This is a genomic window from Arthrobacter sp. P1_D4 (assembly GCF_056406115.1).
The window spans coordinates 489,232-502,768 of record NZ_JBFUAU010000002.1; the positions used below are offsets into that span (position 1 = coordinate 489,232).

Genomic DNA, 13,537 nt, shown 5'->3' on the forward strand with positions numbered 1-13,537 from the left:
CCGCAGCGACCGGGTGCACCCTGGGCTTAGCGCACCGACTTGCGCTCGTAGATCGCCATCGACCAGGCGTACCCCGCGACCACAAGCACGACGCACCACCCGATTGCCAGCACCGGGCTCCAGCCGAGCGGGGTGCCGAGCAGCAGCCCGCGGATGGCCTCAATGAACGGCGTGAAGGGCTGGTACTGCGCGAACCACTGCAGCCCTTCCGGCATCGACTCGGTCGGCACAAAGCCGCTGCTGAGGAAGGGCAGGAAGGTCAGCACGAGGGGCAGGTTGCTGGCGGTCTCGGCCGACTTCGCCTGCATGCCCATGGCCACCCCGAGCCAACTGATCGCGTACGCGATGAGCACGATCAGACCTGCGGCGGAGATCCATTCGACAAACCCGGCGGTCGGGCGGAAGCCAATCAGGAGGCCGACGCCAAGCACGAGCACGACGGCGATAATCGCCTGGATGGTATTGCCGAGCACGTGCCCGGCGAGCACCGCGGCCCGCGAGATCGCCATCGTCCGGAACCGCGCGGTGATGCCCTCGGTCATGTCCATCGACACGGTCGTCGCGATGCCGCCTGCGCTGCCGGCGATGGTCAACAGCAGGATGCCCGGCATGACGTAGGCGACATACGCCTCGCGCCCGCCGGCCGGATCAGCGCCGGGCAGGCCGGCCCCGAGCGTGCCGCCGAACACGAACACGAAGAACAGCAGCAGGACTACCGGCCCCACGATGGTGAACACCGACAGGCCCGGGTAGCGCAGCATGTGCAGCAGGTTGCGGCGCAGCATCGTCACGGAGTCGGCAATGACGTGCGATTGCTGGCCGGTGCCCGGGGCCGTCCGGCGCTTGGCGGCGATGGTGGTCATGATTCGGTTCCCTTCGTCTCGACCCGGCCGGTGAGCGCGAAAAACACGTCATCGAGGTCCGGGGTGTGGATGCTGAGGTCGTCGACCTCCAGGTTGGCCGTGTCGAGGCGGTCCAGCACGGTGCGCAGCGTGCCGACACCGCCGTCGCTCGGCACGGTGAGCGAGAGCCCGGCGTCGTCGCGGGCGGATTCGCCGAGCAGCCGGGAGGCGGCGTCGAGCCGCGCGGCATCGGCGAACCGGAGCCGGATATGTCCGCCCGGCACCAGGCGCTTGAGCTCGTCCGGCGTCCCCTCGGCGACGAGCCGGCCGCCGTCGAGCACCGCAATGCGGTCCGCGAGCTCGTCAGCCTCGTCCAGGTACTGGGTGGTGAGCAGCACGGTGGTGCCGTCCGCGACCAGGCTGCGGACGATGTCCCACATGGTGTGGCGGCTGCGCGGGTCCAGGCCCGTGGTGGGCTCGTCCAGGAAGATGACGCTGGGCGCCGAGACGAGGGTCATGGCGAGGTCGAGGCGGCGCTGCATCCCGCCCGAGTAGGTGGCGAGCGGCTTGCGGGCGGCCTCGACGAGGTCGAACTGCTCCAGCAGCTCGGCCACCCGGGTCTTCGAGCGCTTCGCTCCAAGATGGCGCAGCCGGGCCATCAGCAGCAGGTTCTCCTCGCCGGTGAGCAGCCTGTCCACCGCGGAGAACTGGCCGGTGAGGCCGATCGCGGCGCGGACGCCGTCGGGGTTGCGCACGACGTCGCATCCGTTCACCAGTGCCGTGCCGCCGTCGGGCCGCACCAGGGTGGACAGGATGTGCACGGTCGTCGTCTTGCCGGCGCCGTTCGGGCCGAGCAGCGCGGTGACGGTGCCCGCGTCCACGGTGAGGTCGACGTCGTCGAGCACTGCCTTTGCGCCGTAGGACTTCCGCAGCCCGCGGACTTCGATTGCTGGCGTGTTCATGTGCTTCGTTCCCTTCTGTTGGTGGCCCGGAGTCATTGGGCGCGCTGGATGCTGATGTCGCCGTGCTGGGTGCGTGCACGCACTGCGACGGTCTGTTCGGACGCGTCGGGAGCGCGGTCGCTGTCCAGCTGGTTGCGGACGTGCCCCTCTTTCGAGGACAGATCGAGCCAGGCGGGAACGCCGGGCCGCACGCCGATGGTGACCTGGCCGAAGCCGCTCTCGACCTGGATGGAACCACTCGAGACCTCTGCGAGCTGGATGCTGCCGTAGGCGGTCTTCGCCGCGACGGAGCCGAGTGCCTTCGAGATCTCGAGGTCGCCGTAGGAGAGCTTCGCTTCTAGGTCGCCGCCGGACTCCCCGATCAGGATGGTGCCGTGCGACGCCTTGAGGATCGCGTCGCCGGTGACTTTGCCGATCCGGATCTGACCGTGGTCGGCCGTGATCTCGATCCCGCCCTCGGCGGTGCCGAGGGTCGCGTTGCCGTGCGAGGCGCGCAGCCACAGGTCGCCGGTGGAGTCGAGATCGACGCGGCCCATCGAACTCTTGATCCGGGTAGCGCCGAGGCGTCCGACGGCGCGCACGCCGCCGACCCCTATCTCGGCGGTGAGCCGCGACGCGGCCGGCAGCTCGACCTTCACATCGACCGACTCGGTGGGGCCGATCCAGCTGATGCGGGGCCGGGGGCCGGTGATGATGAGCCGCTGGCCGTCGACGTCGACCCTGGTCTCTTCCGCGCCCCGCCGGTCGACCGCTTTCGCGGGGTTCGTCGGCGAGACGGTCACGACCGTGTCGTCGCGGTCAGTGGCGATGATTTCGATCGCGCCGACCTGCAGTTTGATGGCGAGGTCGATGGGGGTGGGGGTGTCGTAGGTGGGCATGCTGGGGCCTTCCTTTTGGGTGTGTTTGATCGACCCCGCGGGTCCGCGTGGTTGGTGGGTGTCGTGTGGTGCGGTGGGCGGTTTAGCGCGCCCAGCCGGCGAAGTTGTCGCCGGTGCGCAGCGTGCGCTGCGCGGATCGTCGCTGCTTGGGCTGGAGAGCGGCCGCGACCGCACGGACCAGCCAGGTGTTGACGGACAGGCCGTCTGCAGCCGCGGCCTCGTCCACCCGCGTCTTGAGGGCATCCGGCAGGCGGAGCGTCGTGCGCGAGGTGCTGGCGTCGTCGAGGTCGAGGGGTGCGGCCGGCCGCTCGTCGGTGTCAGATTCCGGGTTCGGCTGGGTCACCACGAACTCGACGTCGCGTCCGCGCAGCCGCATGTCGACTGATCCGGGTGCGAGGTCGCGGGTGATCTCGCCGGCTGCAGCCGAGAGAACGTCGAGGAGCACGAGCCGGGTCGCGGCGTCCAGTCCGGCGGCGAGCCGCTCGGCCACGGCGCGGGTGTCCTCCGAGCCGTTCTCCGCGGCATCCACTAGCTGCCGCTGTAGGTCGTTGACGTATTGTCCGAGTTCCATGGCACCATGGTGACACCACGGTGGTGTCACGTCAAGCCTTCGTGGTGTCACGGGTGATCCGCAGGTTGGTGCGGCGGCTCGATGAGGGTGGGGACGGGCGAAGGGCCTCGCCCTGAGTCCTAGTTGGCGTCCTGTCGGTTCACCATTTCGGCGATCCAGATCGGCGCGAACGGAGAGGTGCAGTTCGGCGGCGTCGGGTAATCCTTGAGCACCTCCAGGCGCTCGCCGATGCCGATCGCGCGGGCGCGGTGTTCGGGGTGCTCAATCCCGATCTGGGCCAGGCAGTGGTTCATCGCCCACTGCAGGCGGTCCGGGGCGTCCTTCATCTGCGCCTCGATGATGTCGAGCAGTCCTGGCAGGTCGAGGCCCTCCGGCTTCTTCGCAACGCGGTCGGTGGTCAGCGCCCAGGCGGCACTTGCCACCAGCGGGTCCGGATCGGCGAACCAGGCCACGCGCAGTTCCTCGGCATGCGGGTTCTTCTTCACCACATAGTTGACGAGCCAGTCCTGCACCTTGGGAGTGTGCGCCTGGCGCAACATGACGTCCAACTCATCACGATCGAACGCCTTCGGACGGCAGATCAGGAGCGCCAGGAGCCGCGCCGCGGTATCACCGGTCCCCCACAGCTCACCGGCCAGCTCCTGCTGCGTCTTGAGCCGCTTGGCCAACGCCCGCAGCTTGCCGAGGTTCACCCCGTGGTCGTCACCGTGCTTGGCGTTCACGTCCCGGATCCTCGGGTCCTCGAGGTCGGCCAGCTCGGCCATCACCTCGGCCGCCGTCGTTCCGGTTTCCGTCGTCTGGGCCACCTCGGCCTCCTGTCCGTTGCTTGTGCGATTCAGCATACGTCGGCGGTTCGGCCGCCCGCGGCGATAAGCGGCTTGGCGACGAAAACAGACGACTGCACCGTGGCCGCGCACGCCGGTGAGCGTCCGGTGCTCACCTGTGAATCGCCCGCTGCCCCTTGCCCCAGACTGGTTGCCTGCGGCAAGCTGTTGATCAGCTGATGAATTGATCAACCGGGAGAGACCCGACGGCGGCAGCCCTCGGAAGGTTGCCGCGGCGGTGCCGTTGCGGGGCTGGAACCCCGCAGGACGGGAGGGCTCGGAACATGGAACGTGCAGGATCCAGGCCGGCAAAAATTCGCGCCGCCGTCATTTTCTCAGTGGTGGCGGTGATGGTAATTCTTGGAATTGCGTGGATCGTGACTACCCGGTCACCGGTCACGCCGCCTCCGGGAGCGTCCGGGGCCCCGGTGAGTAATCCTTCGGTATCGGGACGGGCGACTTTCCAGAAGGTCCCGAATCAAGTTCTGTTTGCGCTTGATGATTCCGGAAACCCGGATCTCTCCGGAGACTTGACGAATATCAAGCAGGGTGACGCCGGCGATTGCTATTTCCTCGCAGCGTTGATGACAGTGGCCTCCCGGGCCCCCGCGACCGTCTTGAACATGGTTCATGACAACGGCAACGGCACCTACACCATTTCTTTCCACAGCAAGTACGACGGGGTGTCCAATCCGGTGACGGTCACGGTCAACGGTGATCTTCCATACCGCCGCGGCAAGCCCTTTGAAAACAGCATCGAAAATATCGATGGCAAAAACGTGTCATGGGCCGCGATTATCGAGAAAGGGTGGGCTGCCGCGAACGGCAACAGCTACAGCGGCATCGATGGCACCGACCTCAGCAACGCCCAGGATCATGATGTGCACAACGCCCTCTATGCCATCACCGGCGAAGTGGGCGTCGACCGCAACCCCGGCGGCCCCATGACGGGAGTGAGCTTTGAGCAGATGCAGCAGGATTTCGCGAAGGGCCTCGTGACCTTTGGGACGTCCAACTCCGACGGCGAGCTGGTCTCCGACCATTCCTACGCATTGCTGGGTCTGAATCCCTCCGACCAAACGGTCGTGGTGGGTGATCCGGAGGGTGGCCACACCACGCTGGCTTTTGCGACCTTCCAGTCAACGAACATCAACCAGTACATCGCGATACCGACATATCCTTGAGCGGCAGCCCTAAACGGCAGCCATGGCCCGCTCGCCGTTGAAGTATTCGAGCTGCCAGCCGTCGACGGCATGGTGGTGGGCCAGGTTGAGCACGGCGTTGTCGATGCTTTCCAGGGTGCGGCCGACGGCGCGGCTGAGACTCACGCGCAGGAGCGTGCCATGGGCGACGGCCAGGACGCGGCGGCCACGGAACTCCTCGGCCAGCGCCTCAAGCGCGGCCAACCCCCGGCCGGCGGCCTCGTCCTCGCTTTCCGCTCCGCGGAACCCATGAGGAATGCGCAGTGCGTCCAGTTCAGGACCGTCCTGCAGGCCCTCCGCGGGTCCGAAGCTGCGCTCGGCGAGCTCCGGCACGCGCCGGGCCACGCTGAGGCCGAGCCCGGCGGCGATGAGATCGGCGGTTTCAGCGGCACGGCTCAGCGGCGAGGACACGATCGCGTCCCATTCATAGCCGGACAGGACGGCGACGGCGTCGCGAGCCTGGCCGCGGCCGACGTCGTTCAGGGGAATGTCGGTGGATCCCTGCAGCCGGCGCTGTGCATTCCAGTCCGTCTGGCCATGGCGGATGAGGGCGAACGTCGTAGAGGTCATGCCTTCCATTCTGCCCTGACGGCAGGCTGGCGATGACAGAGGCGCCGGCCCGGGAGCGCGGGACCCACGTGCCAGATCACCCGCGTCCTCAAAATCAACCAGCTCGAAACCCTCACCGACGACGTCATCGGAGCCGCCGCGAGCATCCTCGTCATCGGCAAATGCGACAACGAGCGATCACAAAACACCGCCCTTTCGCATAGTCCCTTGACGCATGGCCAGCACCGGACGCAGAGTTCACACGAGAGTCATTCCGCAGATGGCCGATAACCGTCCGGGCCCAGCCCTCATGCCGCAACAACCGCTGCACGGCGGAGCATATTGCATCCCTTGAGCCCCTCCCAGGCGGAGCCGCTTGCGGTCAACAACGGGAGCGCTCCGGTCACCTCTTGGACAGGAGAAGTAAGGATGGATCTCGAGCAACCGCCCCCAGGCCCAAAGACGGTAACTGCGGCTAGGGCCGCCAAAGACGCGGCGCTGGCGTCCACTTCCGCATCGCGGAAGAAGGTTTCGTACGGTGCGCAGGACCGCAGAGGACCACTTCTGTGGAATTCAGGCCTGGAAAGGCTCACCAACCGAACTCGTCTGCCGGGACAGCCAGCCGATGTGGGCGTGAACCTGTTCTACGAGGACCCTGAGTGGAATCCCCTCCTTGGCCCGGGCGATCCCTCGGGGATCATTCCAAGGGACACAGATCAGGTTCCGCCTGGAAATATGGCTAATGCGGGAGGGCTGATTCTGCCCTGGTGCTCGAATTCGCAAGAGGTCCGCCGGAAGGCCGTTGTTGTGTACCGCCTTGGGGAGGACCTGGATACGATCGAAGATCCCCTCCTGTATGTCTTCCAGTATTACTGGGACAACGTGGGGTACTTCTTGCCGGCCACCTTTGGGTCTTTCGACGAGAAGATCTCTATGGGTGAGGGGCCCAGCGCATCCCTCGATGTGGACTTCGTTCTCGGCCCGACAGGAGACCTGGTTGCCAGGGCACGGGCATAGGGGCCTGGCCGGAACGCGGCCGGGCCGCTGCCAATCACTTTGGGAGTCGGCAAGGGTGTCCGGATACTAAGTCGAGTTGCACGGTGGCGCTATCCGGGAGTACCCGACTGTGCGGCGTAGGCAGTGGCCCGGTCGCGGACGTGGTCCACGTACGGACCAGACTGGTTGTAGGAGTAGATCGCGTCGGCCCAGCCGGCGGCGGTGGTCAGGTCACCGCCGTGGGCGCACAGGTACGAGGCGGCACTTAGCGCGGCGTCATCGATGTTGAACGGGTCGGCTGTTCCGTCGCCGTTCCCGTCCCGGCCTGCGAGCTGCCACGTGGAGGGAATGAACTGCATGGGTCCGACGGCGTGGTCCCACCGGGCGTCGCCGTCCAGGGCGCCGGCGTCCGAATCAGGGATCGCGGCGAAGCCGTCGCCGTTGAGGCTCGGACCGACAATTGGCCCGCTCGCCTGGCCTGTGGCGGTCAGGCTGCCGCCGCCGTACGTTCCGTGGCCGGATTCGACGAAGCCCACCGCTGCCACCGTATTCCAGCCGATCCCGCACGTCGGGGCCGATGTGTTGGCCGCACTGGCCGCGGCCACGTAGGCCTGGAGGGCCCGGGCGGGGATGCCGGTCTGCGCGGCGGCATGGGTGAGCCACTCGGCGTCCGCGCTCCGGGTGATGTTCACGGCGGAGGTGATGCCGGCGGACAGCGATTCGAGTTTCGCCTCTGCCCGCGGCGGCGCGGGCAGGGCCACGCGGGTCTCCGCCCCGGAGAACCGGAAGGCCCAAAACAAGAACCCGGTGATGACGAAAAATACGAACAGGCCGAGTACGGCAAGGCGTTTCAGACGGAGCATGGACTAAACGGGCCGGCCGGGGACGGTACTGACCCGCGTGTCCGGCGCGGCACGGAAAGGGACCGGTGCCGGACCAGGAAGCAGGAGTAGCAGGTGAATTCGTCCTGCGCCTGCGGGATGACCTGCACGACGAGTTCCTCGGCGACAATTTCCCCGCCCGGGCTGATCGCATCGTCAAAAGCGTCGGCTTCATCCAGTTCTCGGACAACGCTGCGGGCATCCGGGGCGTTGGCGGATTGCAGCGCCTGCAGGGAATTATCCTGCGACTCCTTGACGTCGGATCGGACTTCGTCGTAATCGGTTGCCACGGGGGTGACTCTCATTCCTGTGTTTAGTTCTGACGGGAAGCCAACGTACACCATTGCGCGCGCCGCCGCCTCATGTGAACCAAGTCCTTCAGGCCGAACGGAGTCCCGCGACCGCGTCGGCCGGCACCGGCGCGGGGTCCGGGGACCCCGCCGGGTCCGGGCCCGCCGGACTGCTGCGGGCAGCCGAGACGAAGGTGTTGGCCGGCCGGGGCAGCCCGTAGTGTTCCCGGAGCGTCCGTCCACTGTATGCGCGCCGGAAGAGTCCGCGGTCCCGCAGGATCGGGATGACGTGGTCCACGAAGGCGTCCAGGCCGGACGGAAGCACGGGGGGCATGATGTTGAAGCCGTCCGCCGCCCCGGCCACAAACCATTCCTCGATCGCGTCGGCCACCTGCTCAGGGGTGCCAGAGAAAGTACGGTGGCCGCGGCCGCCGCCGAGCCTGCCGATGAGCTGGCGCACGGTCAGCCGTTCCCGCCGGGCGAGGTCCACGATCAGCGTGTACCTGCTCTTGGCCCCTTCGATCTCGTCCTCGGAGCGCAGGTCGTCCGGCAGCTCGGCGTCGAGGGCCAGGGATGCTGCGGGGACCCGCAGCACCCCGGCGAGCTGCCTTTTGGCGTGCTCCGGGTGGATCAGCTCGTCGAGGTCTTGCTCCAGCCGCCGCGCCTCGGCCTCGGTGGAGCCGATGACGGGAACGATGCCCGGGAGCACCTTGATCGTTCCCGGGTCACGGCCGGCGGCGGCGGTTCGCCGTTTCAGGTCGGCATAGAAGCGCTGTGCGTCGGGCAGCGTCTGCTGGGCTGTGAACACCGCTTCGGCGTAGCGGGCGGCGAAGTCCTTGCCGTCCTCCGAGGAGCCGGCCTGGACAATCACCGGGTGGCCCTGGACGGAGCGTGGCACGTCCAGCGGCCCCTGGACGCTGAAGAACGTGCCGGCGTGGTTGACCGGGTGGACCCTGGTGTTGTCTCCCCAGGTCCCGGCTTCCTTGTCGCCGAGGGCGGCGTCGTCCTCCCAGCTGTCCCAAAGCTTGCGGGCCACGTCGAGGAATTCCGCGGCCCGCTCGTACCGCAGCGCGTGGGCCGGCTGGTCCCGCAGGGAGAAGTTCCTCGCGGCGGCGTCTCCGGCGGTGGTGACCACGTTCCACCCGGTCCTGCCGCCGCTGATGTGGTCCACGGAGGCAAACCGGCGGGCCAGGTTGTAGGGGTCGTTGTAGGTGGTGGACGCCGTGGCGATCAGCCCGATGCGGTCGGTGACGGCGGCGATGGCGGCGAGCAGGACGGTCGGCTCGAGTGTGCCGTAGGGCCGCTGGCCGACGTCGCCGTGAAGCACCGGTGAGTCCGCGAAGAAGATCGAATCGAACGTCCCGCGTTCCGCCGTTCGGGCCAGCCGCTGGAAATGCGCGACGTCCGTCCCCGCGAAACTGTCGCTTTCCGGCAGCCGCCACGAGGCCTCGTGGTGACCGGTGCTCATGAGGAACGCGTTCAGGTGCAGCTGCCGTGCCCCGCTCACAGCTGAACTCCGGGAACGCCGGCGCGCAGTTCGACCGTCTCGGAATAGGTGGAGGAATCGCCCTGGATGGACGTGCTGCTGCGTCCGTCGACGCCCTTGGGTACGTCGCCGGCCACCGTGACCCGGTTCAGCTGCCGGGGCTGGCCGTCATAGTTGTCCGGGGCGTAGTGCTGGGTGATGCGGTTGTCGAACAGCACCAGCTGGTCCGGTTCCCAGTTGACGCGGACCACGTTCTCGGGGCGGGTGACGTAGGCCTGGAGCAGCCGCAGGATGTCCTTGGATTCGGTGTTGGACAGTCCCACGATGCGCAGCCTTTGGGCGAAGCCGCCGATGAAGAGGCCGCGCTCCCCGGTCAGTGGGTGGACCCGGACCACGGGGTGGGCAGTCTCGAAGTGGATCCGGGTGAATTCCTTCCGCCGCTCACCGGCGCTGGCGTGCTCGAGGTTTTTCGGCACGGAGTAGTCGTAATCATTGGTGTGGACGGCCCACAGGGTATCGGCGAAGTTCCGCAGCTCGTCCGGCAGATCGGCGTAGGCTCCGGCGGCCGAGGCGATCAGGGTCTCCCCGCCGTAGGCCGGCAAGGTGATGCTGCGCAGGGTGGAGGCCTGCGGCGGGTTCACGACGAACGTGACGTCGGTGTGCCAGTTGTTCGCGCTGCCGTTTTCGCTGTCCACCGGCAGGACGGCAGGTTTTCCCTCGACGGAGGCCACCGTGGGGTGGGCCTGGGTGAGCGGGCCGAAGCGGGCGGCGAAGCGGACCTGGGCTTCGTCGTCGCGGACGTTGGCGTCCCGGAAGACCAGGGCCTTGTGCGTGTTCAGGGCTTCACGGATCTGGGCGATTGTGGCGTCGCTGAAGTCGCTGCTGAGGTCCAGGCCGCGGATCTCGGCACCGATGCGGGCGCTGAGTTTCCGGAATTCGAGGCGGGTTTGGGTGGTTATGGACATGGTGGACTCCTTTGGTCTGCGGGGGTTAGTTCGACTGGGATCCGACGGCGGTCCGCCACCGGGAGAAGTGCCGTTCGACGGCGACCAGCAGGTAGTTGACCAGCAGGCCGAGCAGCGAGACGGTGAGGATTCCGGCATACATGTCCGGGATCAGGAAACTGGACTGGGCGTTGACGATCAGGTACCCGAGGCCCGCCTTGGCACCGACCATCTCCGCCGCAATGAGCACCAGGATCGAGGACGTTCCGGCCATCCGGATTCCGGTGAAAATGGTCGGCACCGCCGAGGGAAGGATGACCTTCAGGAACAGCCGGAAGTTGGAGAGTCCCAGCGAGCGGGCGGCCCGGACGAGCAGCGGGTCTACGGTCCTGACGCCGGCGATGGTGTTCAGCAGCACGGGGAAGAACGCGGCGTAAGCCACGATGCTGATCTTGGAAGTCTCCCCGATCCCCAGCAGGAGGGTGAAGACCGGGAGCAGCGCCAGGGCCGCGGTGTTCCGGAAGACCTCCAGCAGTGGGTTGAGGAACCGGTCAAGGGACCGGTACCAGGCGACCAGCAGGCCAAGGGCGACGGCGAAGACCACGGCGATACCGAAGCCGCTGGCGGAGCGGGTCAGGCTGGCTGCCAGATGGTTCTGCAGTTGGCCCTTGGCGATGAGTGATCCCAGTGCCCGCAGGACCTCGTGCAGCGGCGGGAGGAAGACCCTGGTCGAGGCCGTGGCGAGGTAGGTTGGGCCCAGTTCCCAGAGCAGGAGGAACAGCACAATTGCGCCCGAGGCCCAGATCCCGCGCCCGGCCCTGCGGGCTCCGGAACGGGCCACGGCGGGAAGGCGTCGGGTTGCGGCGGGCTGTGGGGGCCGCCCGGTAGCGGCTGCAGCGGGCGCAGTCAGGTCTTTGGTCAGTGTTGGTGCGGTCATCAGGCGGCCCTTCCCTTGCTGAGCTGTCCCTTGCTGGGCTGTCTCTTGCTGAGCTGCGGTGCCTCGTCGGGCGCGGACCCGTCGGGCCGGATCTTGGCATGCCCGGCTTCCTGGGCTTTCCGGACCTCGTCGTGCAGCAGCGACCAGACTTTGTGGCGGTGTTCGATGAAGACAGCGTCGGAGCGGACGTCCCGGTCACCGCTCCGCTCCCCCAGGTCAATGTCGACAATCTGCTTGAGCCGGCCGGGTCGGGAGCTGAGCACGGCGACCCGCTGGCCCAGGTACACAGCCTCGTCGATGCCGTGGGTGATGAAGATGATGGTCTTGCCCGTGGAGCGCCAGATGCGCAGGAGTTCCTCCTGGAGCTGTTCCCGGGTCTGGGCATCCAGCGCTGCGAACGGTTCATCCATGAGCAGGACGTCCGGCTCGTACGCGAGGCTCCGTGCGATGGCAACCCGCTGCTTCATGCCGCCGGAAAGCTCATGGGGATACCGGTCCTCGAAACCGGAGAGGCCGACGAGCTCAAGGTAGTGGCGGGCCTTGTCGGCACGTTCCCTCCGGCTCAGGCGGCGCCCGTCGCTGCCGGTTCCTTCGAGGCCGAAGGCGACGTTGGCGGCCGCGGTGCGCCATGGGAAAAGGGCGTACTGCTGGAAGACGACTGCACGGTCGCGGCCGGGCCCGGTCACCTCCTTGCCGTCCACGAGCACCTGGCCGGCGTCCGGCCGGGTGAGCCCGGCGAGGAGGTCCAGGAGGGTGGTTTTGCCGGAGCCGCTCGGCCCGACCAGAGTAATGAACTCGCCCGCGGCGACGTCCAGGGTGATGCCCTCCAGCGCCGTCAGGGTGGAGCCCTCGGGCTGGTCCTTGCTGGGCCGGACGGTGAACTGTTTCCCGACGTTGCGGAGGCTGATTTTCGGCGTCGGTCCGGCACCGCGGGTCATGATGCCGCCCCGTTCAGCAGTCCGTTGAAATCGTTGGTGTAGTACTTGGACGGGGTGATCCCGCCGCTGACGATGCCGGTGTCGTTCAGCCATGCTGACCAGCGGGTGAAGTCCTGGTCGCTGATGGCCCCCTTGGACGGGACTCCGACGCTCTTCCAGTACTTCAACGCCGCGGTGCTTTCGGAGCGCTGACGCTTGTTGATGATGTTCGTAAACCGCGCGATCACCTCGTCGCGGGGGGTGGTGCGTTCCCATTCGATGGCCTTGGCCACACCGGTGGTGAAGATCTTCGTGGTTTCCGGGTTTTTCTCGATGAAGTCCTTGCGCAGGACGTACTGGCCGCCGGCGAAGGTTCCAAAGAGTTCGAAGTCGCTGAACAGGGACCGCAGGCCGCCCGTGGCGACAGCGTTATCCTGCAGCACTCCGCCGAGCGCCCCGACGTCGACTTGGCCGCGGCGGATGGCCTCCTCGGTGTCGTTGGGCGGAACGACGACGAGCTGTACCTGCCTGATTTCCTCCTGCGACAGTCCATTCTTCTTCAGGTAGCTGTTGATCACGGCGTCCGCATGGGCGCCCAGGGTGTTGACGGCGATCTTCTTGCCGATCAGATCCCGCGGCGTCCGGATCGGACTGTCCTGGGTGACGTAGAAGCCGTTGAACGTCTTCTCGTCCTCGCCGTAGTAGTTGATCACCGCAGTGACCGGCGCGCCGGCTTCGATGAGCTTGACCACGGCGCCGGAGAAGGCGCCGCCGAAGTCGGTGGCTCCTGTCGCGGCTGATTGGATGCTCGCCGGCCCGCTGATGGTGTTGCCCACCCAGTTCAGCTTGACGTCGCCGAGGTAGCCGAGGTCCTCGGCCAGCTCCGGCAGGCTCACGTTGTTGGCCGAGCCCTCGTAGCGGAGTTCGGTCACTTCGGGTGCCCCGGGGGTATTTCCGGCAGGGGACTGGGCGCTCGCAGGGCCGCCGCAACCGGAGACCACCAGCGAGACCGCCACGGCGGCAGCAACGCCCAAGGTGGAGAAAAGTCCTGCGGGTAAGTGTCGGTTTTTCATAGCGGATTCTTTCTGGATTCGATGGTGCGGCCCGGGGCTACCGGACCGTGCCCACCATCAGAGCAGAATCGAATTCGTTCCGCAGGCGCCTCGACTCCCGAGGAAACCGTGCGTAATCCGGCGACGAAATCAGCCGCGGGGCACAATCGCTACCCGGGAGGTCGCATTGGGAAGCAGTCCGCAAC

15 protein-coding genes and 1 pseudogene are annotated in these 13,537 nt (G+C 67.1%); 3 read left to right on the forward strand and 13 right to left on the reverse strand.

The features are described 5' to 3' along the window. Positions 1–26: 26 nt before the first annotated feature. The 5 genes from AC1D0A_RS03210 to AC1D0A_RS03230 form a co-directional block, all read right to left on the reverse strand. Positions 27–863, reverse strand: coding sequence for an ABC transporter permease (locus AC1D0A_RS03210; protein WP_476945180.1), 837 nt, complete (start codon positions 861–863; stop codon positions 27–29). Continuing rightward, positions 860–1,804 (reverse strand): ATP-binding cassette domain-containing protein, encoded by a 945-nt coding sequence (locus tag AC1D0A_RS03215; protein ID WP_243177506.1) that lies wholly within the window; start codon positions 1,802–1,804, stop codon positions 860–862. The genes AC1D0A_RS03210 and AC1D0A_RS03215 overlap by 4 nt, the downstream gene beginning before the upstream one ends. A gap of 32 nt (positions 1,805–1,836) precedes the next feature. Continuing rightward, on the reverse strand, positions 1,837–2,682 hold the full coding sequence (locus tag AC1D0A_RS03220) for a DUF4097 family beta strand repeat-containing protein (RefSeq protein ID WP_476945181.1): 846 nt from the start codon (positions 2,680–2,682) through the stop codon (positions 1,837–1,839). Between the two features lie 82 nt (positions 2,683–2,764). Further along, positions 2,765–3,253 (reverse strand): hypothetical protein, encoded by a 489-nt coding sequence (locus AC1D0A_RS03225; protein WP_028276302.1) that lies wholly within the window; start codon positions 3,251–3,253, stop codon positions 2,765–2,767. A gap of 119 nt (positions 3,254–3,372) precedes the next feature. Continuing rightward, positions 3,373–4,017 carry a DNA alkylation repair protein gene (locus AC1D0A_RS03230; RefSeq protein WP_476945249.1) on the reverse strand — a complete coding sequence of 215 codons (645 nt, stop codon included), beginning with the start codon at positions 4,015–4,017 and terminating at the stop codon, positions 3,373–3,375. A gap of 344 nt (positions 4,018–4,361) precedes the next feature. Here AC1D0A_RS03230 and AC1D0A_RS03235 point away from each other — a divergent pair, with 344 nt between their 5' ends. Next, entirely contained in the window at positions 4,362–5,261 is a 900-nt protein-coding gene (locus tag AC1D0A_RS03235; RefSeq protein WP_243177498.1) for a C2 family cysteine protease, read from the forward strand. 9 nt (positions 5,262–5,270) lie between these two features. On the opposite strand, the gene AC1D0A_RS03240 is transcribed toward AC1D0A_RS03235, so the two are convergent. Beyond that, positions 5,271–5,849, reverse strand: coding sequence for a histidine phosphatase family protein (locus AC1D0A_RS03240; protein WP_476944154.1), 579 nt, complete (start codon positions 5,847–5,849; stop codon positions 5,271–5,273). Positions 5,850–5,921: 72 nt separating this feature from the next. Here AC1D0A_RS03240 and AC1D0A_RS03245 point away from each other — a divergent pair. Together AC1D0A_RS03245 and AC1D0A_RS03250 are read left to right on the forward strand one after the other, a co-directional pair. Further along, positions 5,922–6,008: pseudogene (locus AC1D0A_RS03245) on the forward strand (AAA family ATPase); the annotation flags it as partial. 249 nt (positions 6,009–6,257) lie between these two features. Then, on the forward strand, positions 6,258–6,845 hold the full coding sequence (locus AC1D0A_RS03250) for a hypothetical protein (RefSeq protein WP_476945182.1): 588 nt from the start codon (positions 6,258–6,260) through the stop codon (positions 6,843–6,845). A gap of 89 nt (positions 6,846–6,934) precedes the next feature. Here AC1D0A_RS03250 and AC1D0A_RS03255 read toward each other — a convergent pair whose 3' ends face one another. The 7 genes from AC1D0A_RS03255 to AC1D0A_RS03285 all read right to left on the reverse strand — a co-directional run bounded on the left by AC1D0A_RS03255 (position 6,935) and on the right by AC1D0A_RS03285 (position 13,352). Continuing rightward, positions 6,935–7,687, reverse strand: a complete 753-nt coding sequence (locus tag AC1D0A_RS03255; protein ID WP_243177492.1) for a lytic transglycosylase domain-containing protein — start codon at positions 7,685–7,687, stop codon at positions 6,935–6,937. Then, positions 7,675–7,995: a DUF4193 family protein gene (locus AC1D0A_RS03260; protein ID WP_476945183.1), complete on the reverse strand. Its 321-nt coding sequence runs from the start codon at positions 7,993–7,995 to the stop codon at positions 7,675–7,677. Before AC1D0A_RS03260 ends, AC1D0A_RS03255 begins: the two co-directional genes overlap by 13 nt. Before the next feature lie 88 nt (positions 7,996–8,083). After that, the gene (locus tag AC1D0A_RS03265; RefSeq protein WP_476945184.1) at positions 8,084–9,502 is read right to left on the reverse strand and encodes an LLM class flavin-dependent oxidoreductase; all 1,419 of its coding nucleotides are present in this window, start codon (positions 9,500–9,502) and stop codon (positions 8,084–8,086) included. Further along, positions 9,499–10,446 (reverse strand): TauD/TfdA dioxygenase family protein, encoded by a 948-nt coding sequence (locus AC1D0A_RS03270; RefSeq protein ID WP_243177490.1) that lies wholly within the window; start codon positions 10,444–10,446, stop codon positions 9,499–9,501. Before AC1D0A_RS03270 ends, AC1D0A_RS03265 begins: the two co-directional genes overlap by 4 nt. A gap of 25 nt (positions 10,447–10,471) precedes the next feature. Beyond that, a complete protein-coding gene (locus AC1D0A_RS03275) occupies positions 10,472–11,362 on the reverse strand; it encodes an ABC transporter permease (RefSeq protein ID WP_476945185.1) in 891 nt (296 codons plus the stop codon). Further along, positions 11,362–12,300, reverse strand: a complete 939-nt coding sequence (locus AC1D0A_RS03280; protein WP_243177488.1) for an ABC transporter ATP-binding protein — start codon at positions 12,298–12,300, stop codon at positions 11,362–11,364. Before AC1D0A_RS03280 ends, AC1D0A_RS03275 begins: the two co-directional genes overlap by 1 nt. Beyond that, positions 12,297–13,352 (reverse strand): ABC transporter substrate-binding protein, encoded by a 1,056-nt coding sequence (locus AC1D0A_RS03285; RefSeq protein WP_043435509.1) that lies wholly within the window; start codon positions 13,350–13,352, stop codon positions 12,297–12,299. The genes AC1D0A_RS03280 and AC1D0A_RS03285 overlap by 4 nt, the downstream gene beginning before the upstream one ends. Positions 13,353–13,537 lie beyond the last annotated feature (185 nt).

What these genes read in the sequence shown, in the direction of transcription:
- AC1D0A_RS03270 (WP_243177490.1), bottom strand. Translation starts at nt 10,446, where the DNA reads ATGTCCATAACCACCCAAACCCGCCTCGAATTCCGGAAACTCAGCGCC.
- AC1D0A_RS03255 (WP_243177492.1), bottom strand. Translation starts at nt 7,687, where the DNA reads ATGCTCCGTCTGAAACGCCTTGCCGTACTCGGCCTGTTCGTATTTTTC.
- AC1D0A_RS03210 (WP_476945180.1), bottom strand. Translation starts at nt 863, where the DNA reads ATGACCACCATCGCCGCCAAGCGCCGGACGGCCCCGGGCACCGGCCAG.
- AC1D0A_RS03215 (WP_243177506.1), bottom strand. Translation starts at nt 1,804, where the DNA reads ATGAACACGCCAGCAATCGAAGTCCGCGGGCTGCGGAAGTCCTACGGC.
- AC1D0A_RS03220 (WP_476945181.1), bottom strand. Translation starts at nt 2,682, where the DNA reads ATGCCCACCTACGACACCCCCACCCCCATCGACCTCGCCATCAAACTG.
- AC1D0A_RS03235 (WP_243177498.1), top strand. Translation starts at nt 4,362, where the DNA reads ATGGAACGTGCAGGATCCAGGCCGGCAAAAATTCGCGCCGCCGTCATT.
- AC1D0A_RS03250 (WP_476945182.1), top strand. Translation starts at nt 6,258, where the DNA reads ATGGATCTCGAGCAACCGCCCCCAGGCCCAAAGACGGTAACTGCGGCT.
- AC1D0A_RS03275 (WP_476945185.1), bottom strand. Translation starts at nt 11,362, where the DNA reads ATGACCGCACCAACACTGACCAAAGACCTGACTGCGCCCGCTGCAGCC.
- AC1D0A_RS03230 (WP_476945249.1), bottom strand. Translation starts at nt 4,017, where the DNA reads ATGGCCGAGCTGGCCGACCTCGAGGACCCGAGGATCCGGGACGTGAAC.
- AC1D0A_RS03285 (WP_043435509.1), bottom strand. Translation starts at nt 13,352, where the DNA reads ATGAAAAACCGACACTTACCCGCAGGACTTTTCTCCACCTTGGGCGTT.
- AC1D0A_RS03225 (WP_028276302.1), bottom strand. Translation starts at nt 3,253, where the DNA reads ATGGAACTCGGACAATACGTCAACGACCTACAGCGGCAGCTAGTGGAT.
- AC1D0A_RS03240 (WP_476944154.1), bottom strand. Translation starts at nt 5,849, where the DNA reads ATGACCTCTACGACGTTCGCCCTCATCCGCCATGGCCAGACGGACTGG.
- AC1D0A_RS03280 (WP_243177488.1), bottom strand. Translation starts at nt 12,300, where the DNA reads ATGACCCGCGGTGCCGGACCGACGCCGAAAATCAGCCTCCGCAACGTC.